Here is a 22,241-nt window from a genome sequence, read left to right as displayed (position 1 = left end):
AATTAATTATATATTAACCACAGGGAAAAGGTTGTGCAGAATGAAGGTTATTTTATCGACACTGAACGCGAAATATATCCATACGTCACTTGCCATTCGCTGCTTGAAGGCTTACAGCGAGAAGGATTTTGATATTGAGCTTGCTGAGTATACGATCAAGGATCCCGTCATGAACATCGTGTCCGATCTATATCAGCGCGGGGCAGATGTCATCGGATTCTCCTGCTATATCTGGAATATCGAAGAGACGATCAAGGTCATTAATATATTGAAGAAGGTCATGCCCGAGGTCAAAATCATTCTTGGCGGACCTGAGGTGTCTTATGATGTGGAATATTGGATGGAGCGACTGACAAACGTCGATTTTATCGTGGTTGGCGAAGGAGAAGAGACCTTTCATCAGCTGCTGACGGAGATCGAGACGACTCAGAAATACCACTTCGTGTATGGAGTTGCCTATCGCAAGGGTGCTGAGATCATCGTCATGCCGGGTCGGCCAAAGGCGAATCTGAATGAGCTGCCTTCGCCGCATCGTTTTGCAGAGGATATCCCGGATCTCGGTAAAAGAGTCGTGTATTTCGAAACGAGCCGCGGCTGTCCGTTTAGCTGCCAGTTCTGCCTGTCCAGCATTGAGGTTGGTGTACGCTACTTCGATATTGAGCGCACCAAGGCGGATATTCTGTACCTGATCGATAACGGGGCGAAGCTGATCAAATTCGTGGATCGGACGTTTAACATCAAACGTGATTATGCGCTCGACATGTTCCAGTTCCTGATCGAGAACCACAGAGGCTGCGTGTTCCAATTTGAAATTACAGCAGACATTATGCGTCCCGAGGTACTCGATTATCTCGCGGAGCATGCGCCGCCTGGTATATTCCGGTTTGAGATTGGCGTTCAGTCCACGAATGATCCGACGAATGAGCTTGTGAAGCGCCGTCAGAACTTTACGAAGCTGAGCCGTACCGTAAGCAAGATCAAGGAGAGCGGTAAAATCGATCAGCATCTGGATCTCATCGCCGGCTTGCCGCTGGAGGATTACGATACATTCCGTAAGACCTTTAACGATGTATTTGCACTCGGTCCAGAAGAGCTTCAGCTCGGATTTTTGAAAATGCTGCGGGGGACGGGCCTGCGAATCGATGCGGACAAGTATAATTACTCGTATATGGAGCATGCACCGTATGAAATACTGGGAAGCGATGTCCTTCCATTCAGCGATATCGTCCGATTGAAACGGCTGGAGGATGTGCTGGAGAAATACTGGAACGCACACCGGATGGATCACACACTGAAGTACTTGATGGAGCAGGAATTCACCTCTCCATTTGATTTCTTCCAAGCGTTCGGGGATTACTGGGAAGGGCAGGGATGGCAGAAGATCGGCCACCAGCTGGAGGATTTGTTCACCCGTCTGCGTGCATTCCTGGAGGATCGGGGTACGGCGAACATGGACGTCATCCTTGGCCTGATGAAGCTGGATTACTTCCTTGGGCACAAGTACAAGCCGCGCAAAATGTGGTGGGATCTTACCTTGGAGAAGAGCGATTGGTCAGGGTATATCAAGCGCCTAAGTGAGCATCCAGAAGAGATTTCTTCGGTATATGAGAGCATGGCACTCAGTGAAAAAGAGCTGCAGAAGCATGCGGTACTGGAAATTTTGCCGTTCCATCTGGAGAAGGTGCTGGCTGGAGGTACCCCGGCTGCTGCCGAAGGCAGAACACTGCTGCTGGTTGTATATCAGCAGAATGAAGCGCAAAAGCCGGTTTATTTTACACTGCCGCTTGGTGCGGAAGCGAAGGCGATCTAGGCTGTAAGAAGTTTAAAAAAGAGGATACCTCCTTTGAAATTCGTATGTTGTAGAAGCAATGAGTGAAGAGTAAAAAAACAGCAATGAATACAATTGATATTTTCATCCGTTTTGAAAATACGTTGTAAACAGCGAGTATAGCAATGCAGCATATCAGCAAGATCTGCGAACAGGTTCATCCTTATGACTTATTCGCAGGTCTCTTTGATATGATCTTAATTTGAATAATTTGAGGTAAACGAGGTGGAGGAGGAGTCGATAGAATTGGCTATGGAACAAGGAAATAAAACAAGGAGTAGAACAAGGAATAGAACAAGCAATACTTGACGGACCCTATGGCTGGGTCAATGGGCCAATTCCTTAATTGTACGGATCAAATGCGCCAGACGCTTGCCATTAGTCTGTGAGGCAAAGGTGGTCAGCTCCTCGCTATGTCCTTCATAAGCAGATAAGACATATTCCTCATCTACAATGTAATAGGTCCCGTATCGGGTAAATGAGTATTTCCCCTCTTGTTCATCGCCTGTTCCCGACATGATTGCCGTTACGATCTTCATGCCAGATTGTAATTGCGGCTCAAATCCCTGAAATTCAGCATTATAGAACAGATCGATTGTGTCCTGAACAGGCTCTCCATCGATGACTTCTTCCACCCTCACTTGGTAAGAGACAAATTCAAAAACATTTGGCGATAGATCTTGTTTATTTGTTTTTTCGGCAAGAGCTCCTTCCGGCGTGTTGTGCTCAGCAGGTAATTCACTCTGGAAGTTGGGATTAGGCTGCACGACTTCCGCAATAATCACGGCATCTGCCACCTCTAATACTTGCTCGAAGGGAATCTCTCTAGCCATGATGTTTGGAGGGAATCCTTGTACAGCAGGGTATTCCTGTCTAAGCTCGTTTATACGTTCAGGTGAGAGACTAGAAGCAGCTGGGGCAACGTTAGCGCATCCCGTAAGCAGGATCATAAGACATGTGAGCTGCAGAATGGAGATGCGATCGCGTTTCTTTTTCATAACATCGCTCCTAAGATAAGATGAAAGATCTAAAGTGATAATTTCTTAATCGTGCATTCACTCAGTGATCAATGGAAAAATAGTTGTCCCCTATTAAAACAATGAATCTATTATATATAGCGTTTCGGTTGGCAGATTAGTTTTGGGTCATGGCTAAAGAAATTTACTGAAATTGAGAAAAAAGTAGTCATACCCCCTTTTCCTCAAAAAGAAACCTTCTGCCTAGCAATGTCCCAGGCATTGTTCATATTCTCTCATAGAATAGTAGAATCAAAGATTCTGAAGGAGAGATGTATCGATGTTGTGTAATTCGCAGGCGATAGGAACCTGTTCGACAGCGGAAGGGACAAACACGGTGGCAATCGGCAGCTCATCCCATACGGAAGGACTGGACACGACGGCAACACAGACGGCGGGTCACGCCGAGGGATACTTAACGCAAGCACTAGCAGATGCCTCACATGCAGAGGGAGGAGCATCGATCGCATCCGGCCTATATTCACATGCGGAAGGGGAGCAGACCGTAGCTGGTGCAGAAGCAGCCCATGCTGAAGGATATTTTACGTCTGCATCTGGATCGGCTTCGCACGCGGAGGGCGGCGGTACCATGGCGCGTGCGCTCTATGCTCATGCCGAAGGTCAAGCTACCATTGCAGATGGAGATAACTCGCATGCGGAGGGATTTCTTACGTCGGCTATTGAGCAAAACTCTCATGCAGAAGGCGGACTCACGATCGCAGCTGGCATTAACGCGCACGCGGAAGGTGAATTGACGATTGCGAGCGGCCTTAATTCCCATGCCGAAGGAATGGAGACCACGGCAGCGGGACAAGCAGCCCATGCAGAGGGTGAAAACAATACAGCCAGCGGAAGAGCCTCCCACGCCGAGGGGAACCTGAATCTCGCCAGTGGTGCTTATACTCATGCTGAGGGGCAGCGTACGGTGGCGAGTGGAGACCAATCCCACGCCGAGGGCAATCAGAGTATATCAAGTGGCCAAGCGGCTCATGCAGAAGGAGCGATCACTACAGCAGGAGGACTCGCTTCTCACTCAGAAGGTGTAAACACGATGGCTGACAGCAACTATGCTCACGCCGAAGGACAAAGTACTTCTACGAATGGTCTTGAAGGTGTCCACATCATGGGAAGATTCGGAGCAGCCAATGAGCAGGAGTACTCTTGGTATTTGGCGAATGGGACAAGCGCTGAAGCGCCTGGGCTGGCTGCCAAGATATTAAGCAATGGAGATGTAAGAATCGACGGTACCGTCAGCAGTCCGGCTGCAGATTATGCCGAAATGTTCGAGACGGTAGATGGACAGCCCATTGAACCTGGCTATTTTATTGCTCTGGAGGGGGATCGGGTCAGAGTTGCACGTCCGGGAGACCGATACATCTTGGGTGTGAGCAGTGCCGTTCCTGCTTACCTTGCGGACTCAGGTGAGATGGGTTGGCAGGGTAGATATGTGACGGATGAGTGGGGCAGAACGAAATATCATGAGGTCACCGTTCCTGCGCTATTGGACAAACAAGGAGCGGTCCTCGCTCCTGAGCGAACAGAGCTGCAGCCCATGCTGAACGCTGCCTGGAATCCGAAGCAAGCGTATATTCCTAGGATGCAAAGACCCGAGTGGGTTGCCGTCGGCATGCTGGGCAAGCTGCGGGTCAGAGATGATGGATCGTGCAAGCCAGGCGAGCTGTGCAACGTAGGTCCGGATGGTATCGCAACCGCTTCGACAGAAGGCTATTATGTGCTGCGGAGAACAGGAGAGAGCCAGGTGATGGTGCTGATCGGGAAGGTTTTTTAGGGATGATGGGGAATGTTGAAGTGATGCTTTCATTCCATCAAAACTGCAGATATGTACAGCGTCAACATCATTAATATTGTCTGAAGTAATATGTTGTTTCACCAGTATGTAGCTCCGTCTGGAGGATGCAAATCTTCTGCTTCTGTTATAAGCTTAAAGCAGAACAAGCTCATTTGAAGCAAACGAATTCAAACCTAACCTGCAAAATAACGAACCAGAAGAGGTGGCATATATATTGAACGAGATGATGCAGCAGTTCAAGACACTGAGCGGACCGATCCATTGGGGAGTGGTAACGGCTCATCTGAATATAGAACAGGAACCCGATGAATCGCTGATCAGCAACATCAGTATCATTCCTGTCGTTGGCAATCAGTATGTTGTCATGCAGCTGGAGGATGGCAGATGGGAGCTGATCGGCGGTACACTCGAACCCGGTGAGCATTATATGGACGGCTTAAGGCGTGAGCTGATGGAAGAGATCGGGGCGGAGCTCGTGTCTTATGAGCCGTTTGGTCATTTTCAGTGCTCCTCAATGGCTGAAGCTGCCTATCGCCCACATATCCCGCATCCGAATTTTATTCGTCTACTAGGATATGGTGAAGTGAAGATTGTGGCTAAGCCGCTGAATCCCGAGGATGGAGAGCAGGTATATCTGGTGGAGCTCGTAGATATTGATGAAGCGGTAAGAAGATTTGAGTCGATCAACCGGTATGATATCGCGGAAATGTATAAACTTGCCCATATCGTAAGGACGGGGAAGTAAGATTCCCCTAATTAGTTTATACATGACTCCGTCTCAAACAAATAAGGTTTAAGGCTGGGTCGTCATCTCTATAGTATAGTTATTTAGGGCCTTTATTGAACGTAAGATGGACAATGAAAGTTAATAAAGGACATGCAGTTATTATGTCGTATAGGAGTCAATTTCTGTTTGAGAAAGAGGAGATATCATGAAGATTGAATTTGCAACCGAAGCGGATTATACATATATAGCAGATCGAGATCAACATATCGCTAAGGCGCTTATTGCCAGCAAGATTAGAGAAAAAGAAATTTTTATACTAAAGCACTCTTCTGAGGTCATGGGCTGGATGAGGTATGGATACTTTTGGGATAACACCCCCTTTATGAACTTGATGTGGCTTGATGAACCTTATCGAGGCAAAGGGTACGGCAAAGAGACTGTACTCTACTGGGAGCAGCTGATGAGGCAGCAAGGCTATGCTACAGTAATGACCTCGACCCAATCCAATGAAGACGCTCAACATTTCTACCGCAAGCTAGGGTACAAAGACGCCGGCTGTTTAATGCAAGAGAATGATCCGATGGAGATCCTGTTTACCAAGAAGCTATGATATTTATCCATCAACAGATATAGTATGAACTGAAGAGTATGTAGCTGAAGATGTTATGGTGGGAGCATCGTTCATTTTTAGTTTAGAGAGTAAATGCAATTTAATTTTGAAGCCAACATATGTGCGACTATAGAGGTTTATACATAAATCAAGAGCTCCGACATAAACATCTTAAACACGATGAGCATAGGAGAGTGCAGTCATGGAAACGTTCGGCAGAGGTTGTCTTTGGCTTATCCTTGGGGCTATCGGGTTAATGATACTTGCTTTCATCACTCAGAGCACGATCAACATCCCTTGGTTTATTTTCATTCCGGTAGTGATTCTTGTCTTCTGGTTGGCTTCTAAGAAAAGTAAAAAGTAAAGATTCTTACAAGGTCCGAAGGTATCGGCACTGACAGGCTCGTGATGAGGCTGTCTTTTTCGTGTTGCAGAAGTGGTGTACGATGCTCTCTAACGCGGTACGGGGTAATTATTCATGCGTACAATATATAAGCGAGAAGTCTTGTTAATCGGCTCTTTCCTGTTCAAACCAAAGGAAGCATCTCTATTTGAGCGTTCATTTAAAAAATGTTCAACCAGTCCTTGAAGCGGTCAGGAATTAAGATTGGAAAGTTGCTAGGTCAGGAAATTATTGCAGACTATATTACATACCTTATATAAAATAAAAATAATGAACAAACCTATAAAAGCGTTATAAAAAGAGTTATACTGAGGTAAGAATAAGTATGGAGCCGTGCTGGAACACGACTCCAAAGTACAACAACTGCATAAAGAGCAGTCGGCCACGTAAGATGGGTCGGAAGTAGACCGTTATCCTAGCCAGGGCGGTCTATTTCTTTTTCATGTAGGTGAGCAATGCCAAAATGAACATGCCGAACATGAGCATTAAGGAAAGTGCAACTTTTACCTCCATGGGCATCACCTCCCTTCTGGGAGATTAGCCGACCACCCTTATAGCCGTAAATTGTACTAGAAAATTATAACATATAAAACATGATAAAATACCATTAAAACACTAAACATAGCTAGAATACATAGATAACAATTTTTACATCTTAATGGTATTTAAGAAAGTAAATACAAAGAGAGAGTAACATCTCTTTAGGAGGTGTCTATATGATGTTAGAAAAAGTTATAAATAGAATTGTAATACAAAGTGAATATAAGGATTTTGTTGATAAGTATATAGATCATACACTTGCCGAATTTAAAGGTAAGATTCATAGCATTTATATGTGTGGCTCGATTCCAAAAGGAACTGCTAAACCTTTTAAGTCAGATGCAGACTTTACTATTGTATGTGTAAATCCCAAAGATATTGATTACGAAAGATTGTCAAACATTAAAGACAGGCTTTTGAAAGAATATCCATTCATCACTAAGATTGATACGATCATTTGCTCGATTGACGATGTATTAAATAAACCGAATGAGTGGGGTTTTTGGGTTAAGATTATTTGTGTCTGCCTATATGGTTATGACATTGGTGAAAAAGTACCACCGATCATTATTTCTCCAGAGTTCATTCTGGACTTAAATACAGATACCAAGGAAGAAGTAGATCGTGTACGTCGTTCACTTTCTACTGCTAGTGATCACACGATGAAAACTAGATATATTAAAGGGTATTCGAAGAGATTAATTCGTGCATTATACTCTTTGGTTTTAGTAGATACAGGTGTATGGCAAGATGACATTATTGAGATGAAGAATGCCATAATAAACTATTGCGAGATTGACTCCGCTTTAGTTGAGTATCTGTATGCTTGTTACTTGGATAGTGATGTACTTGTTGAAGAGTTTTTGGGAATTGCAGATGAAGTATACAGCTATTTTGAGAACGCCTTAAATACAATGGCTGCTTCCAGAAATTCATTCGGCTAACAGCATATTGAAGCTCCTGGTTACTCTGAGAAGCGAGTGATCACATCCAGCCCCTAAGCCCGTCGGGACGTCACTTCATTAAGTGTTCGGCAAGCCTCACAACTATAAGCAGGGACTCTAAGGGGCCAGTACGTTGTCAATACAAAACGTTAAGGAAATCATCGTAAAGATAATATTAAAGAGGTGTATCTATGAAGATCGAAAAACCAGTTATTATTGAAGACTATAATGATGACTGGCCATTTATTTTTAATGAATTGAAAGAAATACTAGAAATGAAGCTTGGTGATCTAGCCTTAACTATTAGGGTAGACATCACGAATATTACTCCACTTCATACATGAACCCCCCTGAAAAGACTTATTAATTAATTGTACAGTTCTATTTACAAACAACCAATGTTAATGAATTTCGAAGAAGAACGAACCAGCGTATAACACCGTTTTCCTGCTGAGTCGCGTTGGTTCCTAGGTCTACCCGAGGATTTTCAAAGAAGATACGAGGCTAAGTGGAAAAGATTACATTATTGAAAGACCTTCAAGTGATTACTGGTTCCTTGTCCGCCCGATATTAGAAGTGGAATTGATGAAGGATTTCAGTAGCAGTGGAGTAGATTCAGCATGACACTCACGCACCACCCAACTGCATCGCGGCGTCCCTTCCGGACCTCGGGTGGTGGGGCGTCGTGAATACAGGAACGTTATGAAAAATATTTCCAGGAGCAAATTGCAGGAGATTTCAATTTGGATACTCGTGAAGTAATACTTTACTAAACTAGAAGGTAGGTGCGAACATGATCCAATTAACAAAACGCCAGGCACGGCAATTTCTGTTGTTGAAGCATGGGCTTCTGGGCGAATATAAATTTAGTGGGAAGCAGGGTGTGTTGGACTTTGCTCGGCAGGCCAGCTGTATTCAATATGACCCCATCGATGTTTGCGGTAAAAACGCAGAACTGGTGCTGCAGTCGCGTATTAAGGGATTTACGAAGGAAATGCTCGCCGAGCTGCTGTATGAGGATAGAAGTCTTGTCGATTATCCTGACAAGAATCTGTCCATTATTCCTGTCGAGGATTGGCCGTATTTTGAGCGATTCAGACAAGCCGCGAGGCTACATGGCGCACGCTATCCCGAAATGGAAGCGTTGACAGCGCAAGTAAGAGCTCATATCCAAAATTACGGTGCACTAAGTTCAAATGATTTGAAATTGGAAGGAGATTTCTCTTGGCAATCGGCCATCCACTGGAGCAGCGGAAACAATACAACCCGTTCGGTGCTGGAACAGATGTATTCGACGGGTGAGTTGATTATCCATCATAAAAAAGGAACTCGTAAGTATTACGATATTGCCAAGAAGTACATACAGCCAAATCTGCTGAATGCATCAGAGCCGCTCGAGGATGAGCTTGAGCATTATAAGTGGCGGGTGCTGCGTCGAATCGGCTCTGTTGGTCTCTTATGGAATCGTGCGTCCGATGCATGGATGAATATATGGGGGTTGAAAACGGCTCAGCGTAATGAAGTTTTTCGCCAGCTATTACAAGAAGCACGCATTGTTGCTGTTGCCGTGGAACAAATGAAGGATATGCTGTACTGCCTTACGGAGGATTTACTGCTAATTGAAGACGTTCTGCAAGATAACGAGCCGAAACTGCGTTGCGAGCTTATTGCCCCTCTAGATAATTTCATATGGGACAGAAGACTTATCAACGAATTGTTTGGCTTCGATTACACCTGGGAGATATACATTCCTGCAATCAAACGAAAATACGGATATTATGTGCTGCCACTATTATATGGAGAGAGCTTTATTGGACGAGCCGAGATCATCGTGGAGCGAAAAACAGGAACACTCGTTGTTAAAAACATCTGGTACGAGAACGGTGTGAAGCAAACAACGCAGTTGCGAACAGCCCTGAACAATTGTCTCCAAAGGTTTGCGATTTTCAACGGGTGTGAGACGATTTCGGCAGAGATCTGACAGTCTACAGTTCAGCGGTCTACGTAATACTCGACTTTTTCACCGAGATTACGTTTCCGCCAAGACTCTTGAGCACCGATTCACACTGCGGGCTTACGCCCTTGATCCGGCATTTGCCGGACATCCAGCATGCGCTGAGTCGTGAATACAGGAACGTTATACGCAAGTTCGTTAAACCTTTATGAAATAACTAATTTCTCAAAATCAATTTTCAACCCATATTTATAAAAAAAGTCGACTCCTAATATAGCATCGAAACCATAAGGTTCTTTGGTAAGTCCTAGTTGGATAGTGAATTCTTTGAGCAGGATGCTACCAATAGAGAGGTTAGAGACAATCTGTTGATAACACAATTCACTTGAGCCACCTACTCCATACATCCGAACTGATGTTCCGTTGATAAAGTCTATGTCTAGGCCAATAGGTTCAACAAGATCAGTATCAAATATGGTTGTTGAGCATCCTGTATCCAGAAGGACATTATTAAGAAGGGTTGATTTATTCTTGTAAGATAGAGGGAGTGAAACAATAGGTAGACCATCTACACGATGGATCTTCATCGTAGACCTCTAACTCCGGTAAAGGGTTGCTCAATGACTTCAATAAATTCATTTCCGGTGTAGAATATATAGAGCTCCCTAGTAGGTTCTGACAAATGAAGTTTTTTATATGAAGCCCAGGCTAGCTTAGGGTCGTCATACTCAGAAATAACTGACATTTCTTCAATAGTTCTTTTGTGATTGTCAGAATGAGTGGCAAGAGCTTCAACTAGTACCCAACGATTAGGGTAGATCTTACGGATATGACTCCACTTCATACATGAACACCCCCGAAAAGACTTATTAATTAATTGTACAGCTCTATTTGCGAACAAGCAATGTTAATGAATTTCGAAGAATGAACCAGCGTATAACACCGTTTTCCTGCAGAGTCGCGTTGGCTCCTAGGTCTGCCCGAGAAAGGATACTATATATGTCATTTAATTTCTATCATTACTTTGATAAAGACATTGGACCGTTCACGAACCTATCTAAATTAACAATTGAAGAAGCAGAAGAGGTACTAAAACAAATTCAGAGAGACGGAAAGACTTTTGCAAGTCAACGGTCAAGTGAATACATGAATATTAGAAGAGAATTAGAATCCACAGCTCGCGATCAATTTATTGCGAAAGGTGGGAAACCCCGAAACCACTATCCGCATTACATGACCTTAGAATCGTGTGAATGGATTTCAACGTGGTATAAGAACTCAGGTGTAATTGTTATTTCTAGTGAAGAGTTTTTAGAAGAGTCAGTAAGTTTTACATATGGAGATTTGTTCCCGACAATGAGACTTGAAGATGGCAAACCATATCGCAAAACAAGTCTACACCAAAAATGAAATCAAAGAAATTATAAGACAGTATGGTTTTCCGCAAGAATGGAACATGAAGGGAGATCATGGCCCTGAAAGATATATTGAAGTCCAAGTATGGGATGAAGAAGTAATAAAGCGGTTTTTGAATGATTGACTGAATGTATATGACTCCAACATATTTACGCATCGGGTATTTGCCCAGTCGGAGTTAGATGTGGAATTGAAGAGACATGGGCATTTGCAGGAGCTTATTATTCACCTGGACACGTCCGCACCAACTAGGGGAATCGAGCTCGGCTCCTCCTGAGCCTTAAGTCAAGAAATGATTGCAATCATTGTAAAAAACTAATCAAAACAAAAAAGAGCAAAGAAACAGGAGGAGTTATGTGGAAAGTATCAGTCGCATTAATAAGTTGTATTATTATAATCGCACTCTCCGCTTTTTTAATCGAGTCAATGGAAGAAGAAACAAAGCCGGATGATGTACATGTTGAAGCAGTATTAAAAATTAAATCTAACTCTAAAATGGACCACAAAGTTGTAATGCTCGAAGTCTTAATTGATAAGAACAAGTATACTCAGCATATGATCTATCCTTACATTCCAGGATTACATTCTATGTCGTTTGATAATAACGAAGAAAATGGATACATTGTTCCGACTAGCCGATTTTAATGCAAATAATGAGATGTATTTGATTTATGTACATAAGGCAAAAGGGCTATTCAGACAAGACATAGGCTGGACTAAACTTATTAGAGTAAAATCGAATTTGTAAGAGTTATCCTGTGAGGCTGATCGCATTGGACCCGGTGGTTTCTAGAATGCAAGAAATCAGTGAAAGATAAAAAGAGGAGAGAAAATTATGCTAGCGCTTAGATTTACTCAAAAACTATTAAAAGACATGAAAACAGCTCCAGTTGAAATCGAGGAGATCGACCTATTATTTAGCTGGCATGTAAATATCCTACAACTAAGAAAAAAACACATCATATTTGTCAATGACTCCAGTCGATTATGTCTAATCATTGACGGTATTAGGAGTTCTCAAGTCGGAAAGCTGCAGGAAAAATTCATTTCTGGACTCAAAGAGTATTTACAGTTAGAAGGACTAAGAAAAAGTTTAATTGATCAATATTTTTTGGAAGCAGGAAACGTTAAGATTGGAAAAACAAACAACAGGAGTGTTCTTGGGACCATGAATGAAATGACCTTTTATTGTGACAATGTAGTGTTTGTGCATTCATATGATCTTAGTGCCTGGTTAAACAAGATGATCTTTAAACCCATTGATTATGAAGAACCTATAAATGTATTCAAGAAAGAAATTGAACGAAGGTATTCATAAACATAGAGTGGGTAGCATTTGTATAACTCTACTTACAAATAAGCAATGAAGAAGAACGAAACAGCGTATAGCATTGTTTCCTGCTAAGTCTTGTTCTCGGCGAGCTCTGCCGGTTGATTTTAAGAGATTATCAGGCAGAACTTTGCTAGGCTAAGTGACGACGCCACCAGTTGCTGGGCTCCTTTAAGCATTTCGGATTCAGCATCACAGAAAAATTAGATGAAATCGTTGCAATATGCGAATATCAATTAGTCTTCACCAATCATATCAAATAGAAGGTAGTGATTATATTTTGTATGGGATAGTACTTCATTTTGACTCAGAAACAAATCATAAAATCAATAATCTATGGGGGGAATTGAAGGAGGAAGGTATATCTAGCTATGCCAACGAAATAGAGAATAGAAAGCCACATCTAACCATAGCTGATTATTCAGATTTGGAGGAGTGTAGTTTCAAGAATAGGTTCTGCGAATATTACGATTCAACTCCAAGGATCAGTCTAACCTTTAGCATGTTGGGGACGTTCATAAAGAGTGGAGCTTTATTCTTATCTCCGAATCCAACAATGGAATTGCTAGAACTTCACTTCAATCATCATAATCACTTCAAGGAATATAATGTATTCTCCAATTCAACGTACAACCCTGAAAAATGGATACCTCACTGTACAATTGCAAACCGATTAAACGATCAGAAGTTATTAGAAGCATTACATTACAGTACAAAACGATTAGAGAGTATACAGGCCGAAGTGCAAGAAATATCACTTATCAAGTTGCAGTATAAGGACAATAAAAAAGTAGTTGAAACTATACTTAGTAAGGAATTTATATAAGACATTAGAGGGAAATCAATATCTTGGAGATGAGTTTATGAAGCATAATTTTCTATCAGATCCTATAGGTTTTGCGGATAGAGGTGAAAATCCTACTGTCATAACCAAGATGAAATCAGGCTACGCTGTTATCGGATTAACACAATTTTTATCGGGGTATTGTTTGCTTATTCGAGCACCAAAAGTGAATGAGCTAACAGATCTAGAGTATGGAGATCGTAATGATTTTTTACTTGATATGAGTCTATTAGGAGATGCTTTGAAAGAAGTATGTAAACCAAAGAGAATCAATTATTCAATTTATGGTAATGAGGCTCCATTCTTACATGCTCATGTATTTCCGAGATATGAATGGGAACCGGAGTACAATCGAAGAAACCCTGTATGGACCTATCCGGAATCAAATTGGACAGATGATCAATACCAATGGAATGAAGAGACTCACAGAGATTTAATGTTAGACATAAAAAAGGTATTGGAAAAAAGAATGTCAAGCGCATATTAAGAGAGAAATTAAGGAAGAAAATGAAGCGAATTCATAGAAGACACCTTCATCACATTACATATCAAAGTGTTCACGTTCTCAGAACGAGAATCTGAAACACATTTTTTGTGGAAACGGTTTCGGGGGTAGGGTCTGCACTTATAAGTACATCGCGCCAGGCTAAATATTTGAAAACTCAAGAATGATCAAATGTTATTTGATATCAAAATGAGACTATTTATGTGAGCGAATCAAGGAGGTCTATATGATTACCACTATTTATATGGTTAGACATGCTGAATCGCCTTATGATGAAGGAAATGAAAGAACAAGAGGGCTTACTGCAAAGGGTAAAATGGATGTTGAAAAAGTACCAAAGATACTTATTGGTGAAGGAATAGACATCATAATCTCAAGTCCCTATTCTCGAGCAGTATTGAGTGTTGAGGGATTGGCTGAACACTTAAACTTAGAGATAGAAACATTTGAAGATCTCAGGGAACGCCATTTTGCTTCAGGAGAAATTATTGATTTGATGTCTAATATTAGACATCACTTTTACAACTTTGAATATACCTTACCAGGTGGCGAGTCAAACGCAGATTGTCAGAATAGATCAGTTTCAGTACTTAACACCATATTAAAACAACACCAAGGGAAGAAAATTGCAATTGGAACACACGGTCTTGTAATGACATTGATGATGAATTATTTTGATTCAAATTATGGCTTAGAATTCTTAGATCAATTAAAGAAACCAGATATCTATAAAATGCAATTTGAAGGCCTAGAATTAAAAGAAGTGATAAGAATGTGGCATGAATAATCTAAAGTAAAGCGCTGAAGGCTAAAGCGTAATTTATGATTTTGTTTTATTTTGAAAATATTTGAAAGAAGATAAATAAACAATTCTTATAACAGGTGAAAAAAATTATGTACTCATATTTAAAGGATTTAGTAAATGTTGATTTAGTTGAATGTATTGAGAAAGAAAATATGAAATTACAACTTCTATTTAGGATCCATAAGGAAAGTAATATTGGTGAATATGAACAAGTGATCAATAAATTTGGGGGGTCAACTTTAATCCAGGATGATAGTCGATTTCCAATAATTCAAATTGAGTTTGACTCGTTTATCGGTTACTCGATCTTAAATGAGAGCTTTACAGTTTGGGATGATTATGAGCAATTTGAAGGGAATATATTTCGTGTTTTCACCAAGTCAAGATACTTGGATTACATAAGTGTCGGGACAATTGCAACCGAAGAGTACCCAGGACCATTCAAACATTATGGAATAGCTGCATTAAACCATATTGTGGACGTTGTCTCTATATCAGATCCGGTTGTTAAAGTTTAGTGGCGATGGTTTTCTCAGAAATGTTACTGGCATCATATAGATCACATTTACGTATCGGGTATACGCACTATAACTCGATTCACATATCTGAACACCTCCAAGAGCTTAATTGTTAATTTTACTGCCTTGTTTATAAACAAGTGAAACAACGTACATGTGAAACACTCTAATCCATAAATAAGAGGAAAACCCATGAGAAAATATGCTTTTGTTGATATCGAAGATGAAGGTGAAGTGAAGAAAGTTATGGTGTATGAAGCTGATCAAGTAGTCTACGTGTTTACCTATATTACCGTAGAAAATTTACCTTGCACTCAAGACTTTTGGTTCGAGACCTTGATTGAAGCGGAAGAATATTGTGAAGATCGATTCGGAGTTCTCGAATGGATACAGATTGAAGATCCACGGCAGGAAGATCCTCATGACTTGATTCCTACCCAACACGAAAGCATTCAAATAATACCTTCAAGCTGTCGTAAGTTAGGAGAAAGAAAATGAATCTAGATGACAATCCAATAGCGGTAAAAATAAGAAATTTAAGAGCAGATGATTATAACTGTGTTCTGAATTGGAGTAAGGATGACTCTTTTTGTTCAGCAAACGGATGGGAAAAAGATAGAAACCCACAAGAATTATATATATGGTGGCTGAAATGTGTAAATAATGTGGCTGATGATTTTATCCGAATGGGAATAGAATTTAATAAAAGGCTCATTGGATATGCTGACTTGGCCTGTATTAAAGACAATTCTGCTGAGTTAGGTATTGCAATTGGTGAAAGTACGCTGTGGGGGAAGGGACTCGGATCTCATTCAGCAAAATCTATGATCGACCACGCTTCTAAGCATTTAGGCATTACGGTCTTTAACGCAGAAACACACGATTCAAATGTTAGATCGAGAAAAATGCTTGAGAGAATAGGCTTCAAAGAAATTAGTAGAATTGGTAGTGAAGAATACCTAGGAGTGGACAGCCAACTTATTCAATACAGACTTAATTTGAGGAATTAAAATCACAACAAGGAGGACTGATTATGGCATCTCACAAAGAAATTTATTCAAATCAAGCTGATGTATATAGTAAGAAGCCTCAATTATCAGAAGTATTATTTCATAATGGTGGGATTCACGGATTTAGTTCCTTCCTTTGTAGATTTCCAGAGGATGAAGTATGTGTCATTGCGTTAAGTAATTATTCTCAGGATATTGGTGGCATTGCTGTGCAAGTCTCTCAAGAATGAGTACTAAGTTTTTTTCATGAACCTAAGGTGGTGTCTCGTCGTGCATACAAGAACGTTATCTGAATCCAGTGAGTTAGGGTACTTGAACAAGAAATATAAAATCAAAATGCCCACATCAGAGTATTTGCAAGTGATCAGTTCGATTTTAACTACTTGCTTACTATCATTTGTACTTCGAACAGATGATTTCTTATCTATTTTCTTGTTTGTGATCTTATTGTTAGGCAACACAATACAAGTATTAATGTTATTGAAGAGAATCTTAAGGAACAATAATGAGCTAGAAATCACAGAAAATAAAATTAAAATAAATCATATTGAAGTACCCTTACAAAAAATCGAGAAGATTATCATTCAGGGCTATTTTGTGCAGAGTATCGGTATCAAGTTATATCGAAGAAAATTAGTTTCAATGAATTTACACTTTAGATTCAAGAATGATGAAGAGATGAACATAGAAGAATTAGAACAGTGGGCAAGCGCAAACAGGATAAAAGTAACGAGTGGAAAAATATATAGATGGATATAAATAGGATGAAATGAACCCAAGGTGACATGACACCAACATAATACCTAGGAGAATTACGATGAACGAAACATACGATTGGCTATCATAATAAGAATTTCGATCTCACAAGAGAAAAATTAGTGCTCGTACGTTAATCATTGCATTCCTCTAAGGATACAAACAAGTACGGAAATATAAAAGGATAAATATACATTAGAACTACGTGTCGGATGTAATTCACGGTAGATATACTGCTGAAATGGAGGGTCCTTTTGTTGTATTCATTATTGGCATGAGAATAAATCGGCTATTGGCCTTTCATAAGTGGGTTGCTGTAGCGAGAATCCTCAGATTGGATTTATGAGTATAGAGTTTTTTTGGAATTGGCGAGGGATTACATATAGTTAGCGAGCGAGAAAGCCCACTCCTTTAGGGGTGGGATGAGAGCGAGTTTGGAGTAGGGTATCTTTTCAGACGTTAAATGTTCCAATATTAACAAAAATAATGTTTCAGTTTTTATCGGTAACTGATACAATGAATATATGAATGATTATAGAAGAACCCACACTACCGTATCGTTAATTAATTATCACTTTGTTTTTTGTCCTCGTTATCGAAGAAATATATTTCTCAATTCAAAAGTAGAAGAAAGATTTAAATCAATTGTTAAAGATGTTTGTGCTCAGTTGGACATACAAATTATCGCCATCGAAACAGATAAAGATCATGCGCATCTTTTTTTGAATGCACTTCCCACACTAAGTCCATCTGACATTATGGCTAGAATCAAAGGAACAACTTCAAAAATATTAAGAGAGGAACACAAGCACTTGTCGCATTTACCTTCGCTTTGGACACGTTCATACTTTGTAAGTACTGCAGGTAATGTTTCAAGTGAAACAATCAAACGATATGTAGAAGAACAAAAAACAAGGGGGTGATTTACATGCAACCCATTACAGTAAAAATTCGCTTTTTTCCGAAAGACATATCCGGTTTAAAGGAACTGAGTAAAGAATATATTCGTATTGTTAATACTTTAACTGAACGAGCCGAGATAGAAGGTTCGTTCCCTAAAGTCACAACAAAGAATATTGAAGCTGCTCTCCCCTCAGCTGTATTGAATCAAGTTATTCGTGACGCTAAAAGCGTATTTAGAATAACAAAGAAAAGAAAAAAACGCCCCGTTCTGAAGAAGCCAACCTACTGTATAAATAACCAAAACTATAGCCTAGATCAATCTTCACTTGCTTTTCCGATAATGGTCAACGGAAAAGCAAAGAAAACCATCTTCCCCGCCCTAATAACAGAAAGAGACAAAAAAATTCTCCAAGCAGCCAAATTAGGGCTAATGCGCGTCGTGGAGAAATCAGGGAAATGGTTTGCACAAATCTCCCTGGAAGTGCCAACCCCGTCTCAAAAGCCAACAAAAGAACAATTGATGGGTATTGACTTAGGATTAAAAGTACCGGCCGTTGCAGTAACTAATGAAGGTAAGACAAAGTTCTTTGGAAACGGAAGAGAAAATAAATTTATGAAACGAAAGTTCCGCAAAACAAGAAAGTGCTTAGGAGAAAAGAAAAAACTTAGTACCCTTCGCAAGTTGCATGATAAAGAACAACGGTGGATGAAAGATAAAGACCATAAAATTAGTAGGGAAATCGTTAATTTTGCGGTAGATAACCAAGTGTCTATTATTCGATTAGAGCAACTAACTAATATAAGGAAGACGACAAGAACAAGTCGTAAAAACGAGAAGAATTTGCATACATGGTCATTTTATCGCTTGGCTCAATTCATTGAATATAAGGCAAATATGGTAGGAATTAAAGTAGAGTATGTGGACCCAGCGTATACATCACAAAAATGTCCTACTTGCGATTCAAAAAACAAAGTAAAGGATAGAAAATATGCTTGTTCATGTGGTTATAAAACCCATCGAGATAGAGTGGGTGCAATCAATATTATTCACGCACCTGTGATTGGCGGTAACAGCCAATCAGCCTAAGATGCTATACGCACTGTCTTAGGAGGGCTGATGGCACAGCCTAATCTTGAGGTCATACTCCGATACCGGAAACGGACTTCGGTTTCATCACTCAAGAATCCCATTGCTTTAGCTGTGGGAGTGTCAACTTATTACAATACTGGAAAACGTATGACCAGCTTGAGAAATATGCACGGGGAGGAACTCATCTTGTAGAATGGAAAAAATTCAATCAATCCGTGGGCACGAATGGAACGGTGGGAATTTATCACGAGACTTATATGATTCAGCCCGGGCAATATGAATGTATTTATGGAAATATGCCTAAATTTGGTTTGGCCAAGGCCGGAACACATATACCCGCAGTCGGTAGAATGGAGACCTCGAGAAGAAGAATGGGAGGGGATAATGATCCAGCCGTTCCCACTCCTAAAAATCGATAGTAGTTTCTGAACAGAAGCGGAAAATCGTTCGAGAAGAGAGGTTATAGGTGTGAGCCATAAATCTATTCTGTTAGATCAATTAAACGCTTGTTATAACGATAAGAGCTGGTTTATTCCTCTTCATGAGATCCTAATCGACTTAAATGCAGCACAAGCTGCGTGGGAGACAGAGAGTAAACAATCGATCTGGTCGATCGTGAACCACCTTATTTTTTGGAATGAAAAATGGCTTGAACGATATAACGCCGGACAATTCGAATTGGACAGCACCATAAACAATGAGGATACGTTTTATGTTAATCCACATTCTATAAATGATCTTGAATGGAAGAAGACCCTTCAGAGGCTTGAAACCGTTTTTATAGATTGGAATAGGGCAATTGAGGGAAGCTCGGATGCAAAACTAATATCTGTTATCCCGTCATATTATAATGCTCCATGGTGGGGAGTGGTATCAAATTTATGTATTCATAATGCGTATCATATAGGACAGATCATGCTGCTGAAGAAACAATTGCTAAGTTCAAGTCAAACAAGCCAGTGAAAATATTTTTACGAAGTTAGTTCCTTTGGGTAACAAGGGATTCATTCATTGGGGCTATCACCTTTCGGATAGTAGATGTATAATATTGGAATAAACTCAGACAAACAAACGCTCCAGCCTAAGATAAGAGTTATCTAAGGTTGGGGCGTTTCGTTCATGAATTAACAGAGATAGTCTAAATTCAAAATAACAAACACACTTCGTTTATCTTGGAGGATCATGATGTCTAATCAAACCATATTAAGGAGCACAGATGAAGATAGCACATATGTAAGAAACAAACTTATCGAGTTTAATGCAAATCAATTATCAGATGATATTAAAAACAATTATGAAGAGATTAACTTACACATGAAGGATGCGGAAGGAAATATCATTGGGGGACTTCTCAGTGTTTTATGCTGGAATTGGCTTGAGGTTGATATTCTGTGGATTGATCAGAATCATAGGGAGAATGGGCATGGATCAAGTCTATTAAGTGAAATCGAGCGAATTGCTTGGGAGAAAAAGTGTAGCTTTATTAAGCTAAATACATTTAGCTTTCAAGCACCTGATTTTTATAAGAAACATGGATACAAGATAATAGCAACAATCAATGATGCACCTAGAGGGCACAAACATTATTATTTTTTGAAGGAATTAGATTAGACCGAAGAATCATATAAAAATGAGGGATCTAAACATGGAAACTCTAACTGTCATTTCTGCACAACTTAACGATGTACACATTTTATCCCAAATGAACAAAGAACTTATTGAAGATGAAAAAAGCGATAACCCCATGACATTAGAAGAATTGAACGACAGAATGACAGATTTTCTGAATAATGATTGGAAAGCAGTTCTACTTGTACTAGGTGAACAGGCTGTAGGATATGCCTTATACCAAGAAAGAGAGGACATAAATAATAGGAAGAACAAAACCTTTTATATAAGACAGTATTTTATCAGGAGGCAATATCGAAGAAGAGGTTTAGGAAAACAAGGAATAGATAAATTAAGAACCGAATTATTTCAAAATTCAATGCTCATTATTGATGTGTTAGAAAGTAACCCGATGGGCAGAAGGTTTTGGGAAGAGATCGGATTTAATTCATACTATACAAACATGAGGTTGAATCCGTAAGGATATGGAAGCAGTTTAAGAGATCCGGTGTATAACAAACTAACAAAGCATGGAATAGAAAGAAGGTAAATGTTTTGAAGGTTCTATTTTTATGCACAGATAATTATACTCGCAGCATCATAGCTGAGTTTATCTGTAAGGATTATTTAAGGATGAATTTATTTCGGATGTGCAAGTGGCATCTGCAGGGATAAGAGCAAATAGTGACATAAATAAATATTCAGAGCTTCATTTTAAAATAATGAATGACATGAATATCGATACATCTGAATTTAAGAGAACTCAATTTGATAATGAAGCGTTTCTTAAATATGACATCATCATTGGTATGAGTGAGCTACATAAGGAATTTGTAAAGAATGAATATAATAAAGACATTCACTTATTCAATGAATTATATAAAGAACAGAATACATCTATCAATATCGGAGCACCAGATCGGGAAGATTTTGAAGAGAAGATGAGGGAGTTAATACAATATTTTATTGATGCAATTCCAGAAGTGATGTCAAATTTAAAACATATCCATCCATTGGGTATCACCCCTTCTATGAATCGAGAGAAAGAGGACCAAAGATGACAAACTCAATAACATTAAGAAAACTTTCAAATGATGAAGAGGTATCCCTATTGGACATAGAATTCGCAAAGAGATATCCATGGTATACCTCGAATGATTATTTTTCTAATTGTTTAGAAGAGAATTTAGAAGGTAAGAGAGTTACTTTACTAGCTTACTATGGAGATACCTTGGCCGGCTGCTGCCACTTATTGTTTGAATCCGATTATCCCTATTTTAAACGAGAAAACATACCGGAGATCAATGACCTCAATGTTTTTCAGGATTTTAGGAGAAAGGGAATCGCAAGTGTACTGTTTGATGAGCTTGAAAGAATAGCATCAAAGAAGTCCAAATTTATCGGTCTAGGAGTAGGACTATATAAAGATTATGGGAACGCTCAAATGATGTATAACAAGCGCGGATATGTCATGGATGGTAGAGGAATTGTATATAAAAATACTGAAGTGAAACCTGGGCACCAAGTGACAGTTGATGATGACCTGCTGATGTATCTAATCAAAGATCTGGGAGAATGATTCTCACAAGAGATACATACTGTAAATCCCTAAGTTATGTTCAGG

The 22,241-nt window shown here is 40.0% G+C and carries 31 protein-coding genes; 27 read left to right on the top strand and 4 right to left on the bottom strand.

Features of this window, described 5'->3' with window-relative positions; all coding sequences use genetic code 11:
* Positions 1-40 precede the first annotated feature (40 nt).
* Positions 41-1,810, top strand: coding sequence for a B12-binding domain-containing radical SAM protein (locus BLW49_RS05975; protein ID WP_090723675.1), 1,770 nt, complete (start codon positions 41-43; stop codon positions 1,808-1,810).
* A 344-nt stretch (positions 1,811-2,154) separates the two neighbouring features.
* Here the strand turns inward: BLW49_RS05975 and BLW49_RS05970 are convergent, their stop codons facing one another.
* Entirely contained in the window at positions 2,155-2,826 is a 672-nt protein-coding gene (locus tag BLW49_RS05970; RefSeq protein ID WP_090723673.1) for a hypothetical protein, read from the bottom strand.
* A 298-nt stretch (positions 2,827-3,124) separates the two neighbouring features.
* Between BLW49_RS05970 and BLW49_RS05965 the strand changes: the two genes are divergently transcribed.
* The 4 genes from BLW49_RS05965 to BLW49_RS28715 all read left to right on the top strand — a co-directional run bounded on the left by BLW49_RS05965 (position 3,125) and on the right by BLW49_RS28715 (position 6,355).
* The gene (locus BLW49_RS05965; protein WP_090723672.1) at positions 3,125-4,633 is read left to right on the top strand and encodes a peptidase G2 autoproteolytic cleavage domain-containing protein; all 1,509 of its coding nucleotides are present in this window, start codon (positions 3,125-3,127) and stop codon (positions 4,631-4,633) included.
* 244 nt (positions 4,634-4,877) lie between these two features.
* Positions 4,878-5,399, top strand: a complete 522-nt coding sequence (locus BLW49_RS05960; protein WP_090723865.1) for an NUDIX hydrolase — start codon at positions 4,878-4,880, stop codon at positions 5,397-5,399.
* A gap of 187 nt (positions 5,400-5,586) precedes the next feature.
* On the top strand, positions 5,587-5,991 hold the full coding sequence (locus BLW49_RS05955) for a GNAT family N-acetyltransferase (protein ID WP_090723670.1): 405 nt from the start codon (positions 5,587-5,589) through the stop codon (positions 5,989-5,991).
* Between the two features lie 202 nt (positions 5,992-6,193).
* Entirely contained in the window at positions 6,194-6,355 is a 162-nt protein-coding gene (locus BLW49_RS28715; protein ID WP_177178655.1) for a hypothetical protein, read from the top strand.
* A gap of 468 nt (positions 6,356-6,823) precedes the next feature.
* On the opposite strand, the gene BLW49_RS29105 is transcribed toward BLW49_RS28715, so the two are convergent.
* Positions 6,824-6,907, bottom strand: a complete 84-nt coding sequence (locus tag BLW49_RS29105) for a putative holin-like toxin (protein ID WP_256209633.1) — start codon at positions 6,905-6,907, stop codon at positions 6,824-6,826.
* Between the two features lie 203 nt (positions 6,908-7,110).
* Here BLW49_RS29105 and BLW49_RS05950 point away from each other — a divergent pair, with 203 nt between their 5' ends.
* The 3 genes from BLW49_RS05950 to BLW49_RS05945 all read left to right on the top strand — a co-directional run bounded on the left by BLW49_RS05950 (position 7,111) and on the right by BLW49_RS05945 (position 9,859).
* On the top strand, positions 7,111-7,878 hold the full coding sequence (locus BLW49_RS05950; RefSeq protein ID WP_090723668.1) for a nucleotidyltransferase domain-containing protein: 768 nt from the start codon (positions 7,111-7,113) through the stop codon (positions 7,876-7,878).
* A gap of 191 nt (positions 7,879-8,069) precedes the next feature.
* Positions 8,070-8,222 carry a GrpB family protein gene (locus BLW49_RS28485; RefSeq protein ID WP_143042070.1) on the top strand — a complete coding sequence of 51 codons (153 nt, stop codon included), beginning with the start codon at positions 8,070-8,072 and terminating at the stop codon, positions 8,220-8,222.
* 449 nt (positions 8,223-8,671) lie between these two features.
* Positions 8,672-9,859, top strand: coding sequence for a winged helix-turn-helix domain-containing protein (locus tag BLW49_RS05945; RefSeq protein ID WP_090723665.1), 1,188 nt, complete (start codon positions 8,672-8,674; stop codon positions 9,857-9,859).
* A gap of 179 nt (positions 9,860-10,038) precedes the next feature.
* Here BLW49_RS05945 and BLW49_RS05940 read toward each other — a convergent pair whose 3' ends face one another.
* Both BLW49_RS05940 and BLW49_RS05935 read right to left on the bottom strand, forming a co-directional pair.
* Positions 10,039-10,419 carry an aspartyl protease family protein gene (locus tag BLW49_RS05940; protein WP_090723664.1) on the bottom strand — a complete coding sequence of 127 codons (381 nt, stop codon included), beginning with the start codon at positions 10,417-10,419 and terminating at the stop codon, positions 10,039-10,041.
* A complete protein-coding gene (locus BLW49_RS05935; protein ID WP_090723662.1) occupies positions 10,416-10,676 on the bottom strand; it encodes a hypothetical protein in 261 nt (86 codons plus the stop codon). Before BLW49_RS05935 ends, BLW49_RS05940 begins: the two co-directional genes overlap by 4 nt.
* 155 nt (positions 10,677-10,831) lie before the next feature.
* On the opposite strand from BLW49_RS05935, the gene BLW49_RS05930 reads away from it, so the two are divergent.
* The 19 genes from BLW49_RS05930 to BLW49_RS05835 all read left to right on the top strand — a co-directional run bounded on the left by BLW49_RS05930 (position 10,832) and on the right by BLW49_RS05835 (position 22,196).
* Entirely contained in the window at positions 10,832-11,242 is a 411-nt protein-coding gene (locus BLW49_RS05930) for a hypothetical protein (RefSeq protein ID WP_256209600.1), read from the top strand.
* 360 nt (positions 11,243-11,602) lie between these two features.
* Positions 11,603-11,893, top strand: coding sequence for a hypothetical protein (locus BLW49_RS05925; RefSeq protein ID WP_090723661.1), 291 nt, complete (start codon positions 11,603-11,605; stop codon positions 11,891-11,893).
* A gap of 190 nt (positions 11,894-12,083) precedes the next feature.
* Entirely contained in the window at positions 12,084-12,566 is a 483-nt protein-coding gene (locus BLW49_RS05920) for a DUF6933 domain-containing protein (RefSeq protein ID WP_090723659.1), read from the top strand.
* 358 nt (positions 12,567-12,924) lie between these two features.
* Complete coding sequence (locus tag BLW49_RS05915) at positions 12,925-13,404, top strand: 2'-5' RNA ligase family protein (RefSeq protein ID WP_177178654.1); 480 nt, start codon at positions 12,925-12,927, stop codon at positions 13,402-13,404.
* 37 nt (positions 13,405-13,441) lie between these two features.
* Entirely contained in the window at positions 13,442-13,909 is a 468-nt protein-coding gene (locus BLW49_RS05910; protein ID WP_090723655.1) for an HIT family protein, read from the top strand.
* Between the two features lie 244 nt (positions 13,910-14,153).
* Positions 14,154-14,714 (top strand): histidine phosphatase family protein, encoded by a 561-nt coding sequence (locus tag BLW49_RS05905; RefSeq protein ID WP_090723653.1) that lies wholly within the window; start codon positions 14,154-14,156, stop codon positions 14,712-14,714.
* Positions 14,715-14,821: 107 nt separating this feature from the next.
* Positions 14,822-15,250 carry a hypothetical protein gene (locus BLW49_RS05900; protein WP_256209597.1) on the top strand — a complete coding sequence of 143 codons (429 nt, stop codon included), beginning with the start codon at positions 14,822-14,824 and terminating at the stop codon, positions 15,248-15,250.
* 192 nt (positions 15,251-15,442) lie between these two features.
* Positions 15,443-15,748, top strand: a complete 306-nt coding sequence (locus tag BLW49_RS05895; RefSeq protein WP_047912047.1) for a hypothetical protein — start codon at positions 15,443-15,445, stop codon at positions 15,746-15,748.
* Entirely contained in the window at positions 15,745-16,260 is a 516-nt protein-coding gene (locus BLW49_RS05890; RefSeq protein WP_090723652.1) for a GNAT family N-acetyltransferase, read from the top strand. The genes BLW49_RS05895 and BLW49_RS05890 overlap by 4 nt, the downstream gene beginning before the upstream one ends.
* A 23-nt stretch (positions 16,261-16,283) precedes the next feature.
* Positions 16,284-16,490, top strand: coding sequence for a hypothetical protein (locus BLW49_RS05885; RefSeq protein ID WP_090723650.1), 207 nt, complete (start codon positions 16,284-16,286; stop codon positions 16,488-16,490).
* 40 nt (positions 16,491-16,530) lie between these two features.
* Entirely contained in the window at positions 16,531-17,019 is a 489-nt protein-coding gene (locus BLW49_RS05880; protein WP_090723649.1) for a hypothetical protein, read from the top strand.
* A 521-nt stretch (positions 17,020-17,540) separates the two neighbouring features.
* Positions 17,541-17,939 carry an IS200/IS605 family transposase gene (gene tnpA / locus BLW49_RS05870; protein WP_090723647.1) on the top strand — a complete coding sequence of 133 codons (399 nt, stop codon included), beginning with the start codon at positions 17,541-17,543 and terminating at the stop codon, positions 17,937-17,939.
* 5 nt (positions 17,940-17,944) lie between these two features.
* A complete protein-coding gene (locus tag BLW49_RS05865; protein ID WP_090723645.1) occupies positions 17,945-19,006 on the top strand; it encodes an RNA-guided endonuclease InsQ/TnpB family protein in 1,062 nt (353 codons plus the stop codon).
* A gap of 62 nt (positions 19,007-19,068) precedes the next feature.
* A complete protein-coding gene (locus BLW49_RS05860; protein ID WP_090723644.1) occupies positions 19,069-19,428 on the top strand; it encodes a monooxygenase family protein in 360 nt (119 codons plus the stop codon).
* 49 nt (positions 19,429-19,477) lie between these two features.
* The gene (locus BLW49_RS05855; RefSeq protein ID WP_090723642.1) at positions 19,478-19,972 is read left to right on the top strand and encodes a DinB family protein; all 495 of its coding nucleotides are present in this window, start codon (positions 19,478-19,480) and stop codon (positions 19,970-19,972) included.
* A gap of 222 nt (positions 19,973-20,194) precedes the next feature.
* The gene (locus tag BLW49_RS05850) at positions 20,195-20,620 is read left to right on the top strand and encodes a GNAT family N-acetyltransferase (RefSeq protein ID WP_090723641.1); all 426 of its coding nucleotides are present in this window, start codon (positions 20,195-20,197) and stop codon (positions 20,618-20,620) included.
* Between the two features lie 34 nt (positions 20,621-20,654).
* Positions 20,655-21,098: a GNAT family N-acetyltransferase gene (locus BLW49_RS05845; RefSeq protein WP_177178653.1), complete on the top strand. Its 444-nt coding sequence runs from the start codon at positions 20,655-20,657 to the stop codon at positions 21,096-21,098.
* A gap of 169 nt (positions 21,099-21,267) precedes the next feature.
* Complete coding sequence (locus BLW49_RS05840) at positions 21,268-21,678, top strand: arsenate reductase/protein-tyrosine-phosphatase family protein (protein WP_177178652.1); 411 nt, start codon at positions 21,268-21,270, stop codon at positions 21,676-21,678.
* Positions 21,675-22,196 carry a GNAT family N-acetyltransferase gene (locus BLW49_RS05835; RefSeq protein ID WP_090723636.1) on the top strand — a complete coding sequence of 174 codons (522 nt, stop codon included), beginning with the start codon at positions 21,675-21,677 and terminating at the stop codon, positions 22,194-22,196. The genes BLW49_RS05840 and BLW49_RS05835 overlap by 4 nt, the downstream gene beginning before the upstream one ends.
* Positions 22,197-22,241 lie beyond the last annotated feature (45 nt).

It is taken from the genome of Paenibacillus sp. PDC88, assembly GCF_900106725.1.
GTDB lineage: Bacteria > Bacillota > Bacilli > Paenibacillales > Paenibacillaceae > Paenibacillus > Paenibacillus shunpengii.
The sequence above is the reverse complement of the archived record's forward strand: the minus strand, read 5'-3'. Positions and strand labels throughout refer to the sequence as shown.

Excerpts from the sequence above, each read along its gene's own strand:
- tnpA (WP_090723647.1), top strand. The coding sequence starts at position 17,541 with ATGAATGATTATAGAAGAACCCACACTACCGTATCGTTAATTAATTAT.
- BLW49_RS05845 (WP_177178653.1), top strand. The coding sequence starts at position 20,655 with ATGGAAACTCTAACTGTCATTTCTGCACAACTTAACGATGTACACATT.
- BLW49_RS05865 (WP_090723645.1), top strand. The coding sequence starts at position 17,945 with ATGCAACCCATTACAGTAAAAATTCGCTTTTTTCCGAAAGACATATCC.
- BLW49_RS05950 (WP_090723668.1), top strand. The coding sequence starts at position 7,111 with ATGATGTTAGAAAAAGTTATAAATAGAATTGTAATACAAAGTGAATAT.
- BLW49_RS05935 (WP_090723662.1), bottom strand. The coding sequence starts at position 10,676 with ATGAAGTGGAGTCATATCCGTAAGATCTACCCTAATCGTTGGGTACTA.
- BLW49_RS05970 (WP_090723673.1), bottom strand. The coding sequence starts at position 2,826 with ATGAAAAAGAAACGCGATCGCATCTCCATTCTGCAGCTCACATGTCTT.
- BLW49_RS05920 (WP_090723659.1), top strand. The coding sequence starts at position 12,084 with ATGCTAGCGCTTAGATTTACTCAAAAACTATTAAAAGACATGAAAACA.
- BLW49_RS05885 (WP_090723650.1), top strand. The coding sequence starts at position 16,284 with ATGGCATCTCACAAAGAAATTTATTCAAATCAAGCTGATGTATATAGT.
- BLW49_RS05955 (WP_090723670.1), top strand. The coding sequence starts at position 5,587 with ATGAAGATTGAATTTGCAACCGAAGCGGATTATACATATATAGCAGAT.
- BLW49_RS05850 (WP_090723641.1), top strand. The coding sequence starts at position 20,195 with ATGTCTAATCAAACCATATTAAGGAGCACAGATGAAGATAGCACATAT.
- BLW49_RS05835 (WP_090723636.1), top strand. The coding sequence starts at position 21,675 with ATGACAAACTCAATAACATTAAGAAAACTTTCAAATGATGAAGAGGTA.
- BLW49_RS05960 (WP_090723865.1), top strand. The coding sequence starts at position 4,878 with ATGATGCAGCAGTTCAAGACACTGAGCGGACCGATCCATTGGGGAGTG.
- BLW49_RS05975 (WP_090723675.1), top strand. The coding sequence starts at position 41 with ATGAAGGTTATTTTATCGACACTGAACGCGAAATATATCCATACGTCA.
- BLW49_RS05900 (WP_256209597.1), top strand. The coding sequence starts at position 14,822 with ATGTACTCATATTTAAAGGATTTAGTAAATGTTGATTTAGTTGAATGT.
- BLW49_RS05895 (WP_047912047.1), top strand. The coding sequence starts at position 15,443 with ATGAGAAAATATGCTTTTGTTGATATCGAAGATGAAGGTGAAGTGAAG.
- BLW49_RS28715 (WP_177178655.1), top strand. The coding sequence starts at position 6,194 with ATGGAAACGTTCGGCAGAGGTTGTCTTTGGCTTATCCTTGGGGCTATC.
- BLW49_RS05965 (WP_090723672.1), top strand. The coding sequence starts at position 3,125 with ATGTTGTGTAATTCGCAGGCGATAGGAACCTGTTCGACAGCGGAAGGG.
- BLW49_RS28485 (WP_143042070.1), top strand. The coding sequence starts at position 8,070 with ATGAAGATCGAAAAACCAGTTATTATTGAAGACTATAATGATGACTGG.
- BLW49_RS05930 (WP_256209600.1), top strand. The coding sequence starts at position 10,832 with ATGTCATTTAATTTCTATCATTACTTTGATAAAGACATTGGACCGTTC.
- BLW49_RS05925 (WP_090723661.1), top strand. The coding sequence starts at position 11,603 with ATGTGGAAAGTATCAGTCGCATTAATAAGTTGTATTATTATAATCGCA.
- BLW49_RS05890 (WP_090723652.1), top strand. The coding sequence starts at position 15,745 with ATGAATCTAGATGACAATCCAATAGCGGTAAAAATAAGAAATTTAAGA.
- BLW49_RS29105 (WP_256209633.1), bottom strand. The coding sequence starts at position 6,907 with ATGGAGGTAAAAGTTGCACTTTCCTTAATGCTCATGTTCGGCATGTTC.
- BLW49_RS05910 (WP_090723655.1), top strand. The coding sequence starts at position 13,442 with ATGAAGCATAATTTTCTATCAGATCCTATAGGTTTTGCGGATAGAGGT.
- BLW49_RS05905 (WP_090723653.1), top strand. The coding sequence starts at position 14,154 with ATGATTACCACTATTTATATGGTTAGACATGCTGAATCGCCTTATGAT.
- BLW49_RS05945 (WP_090723665.1), top strand. The coding sequence starts at position 8,672 with ATGATCCAATTAACAAAACGCCAGGCACGGCAATTTCTGTTGTTGAAG.
- BLW49_RS05940 (WP_090723664.1), bottom strand. The coding sequence starts at position 10,419 with ATGAAGATCCATCGTGTAGATGGTCTACCTATTGTTTCACTCCCTCTA.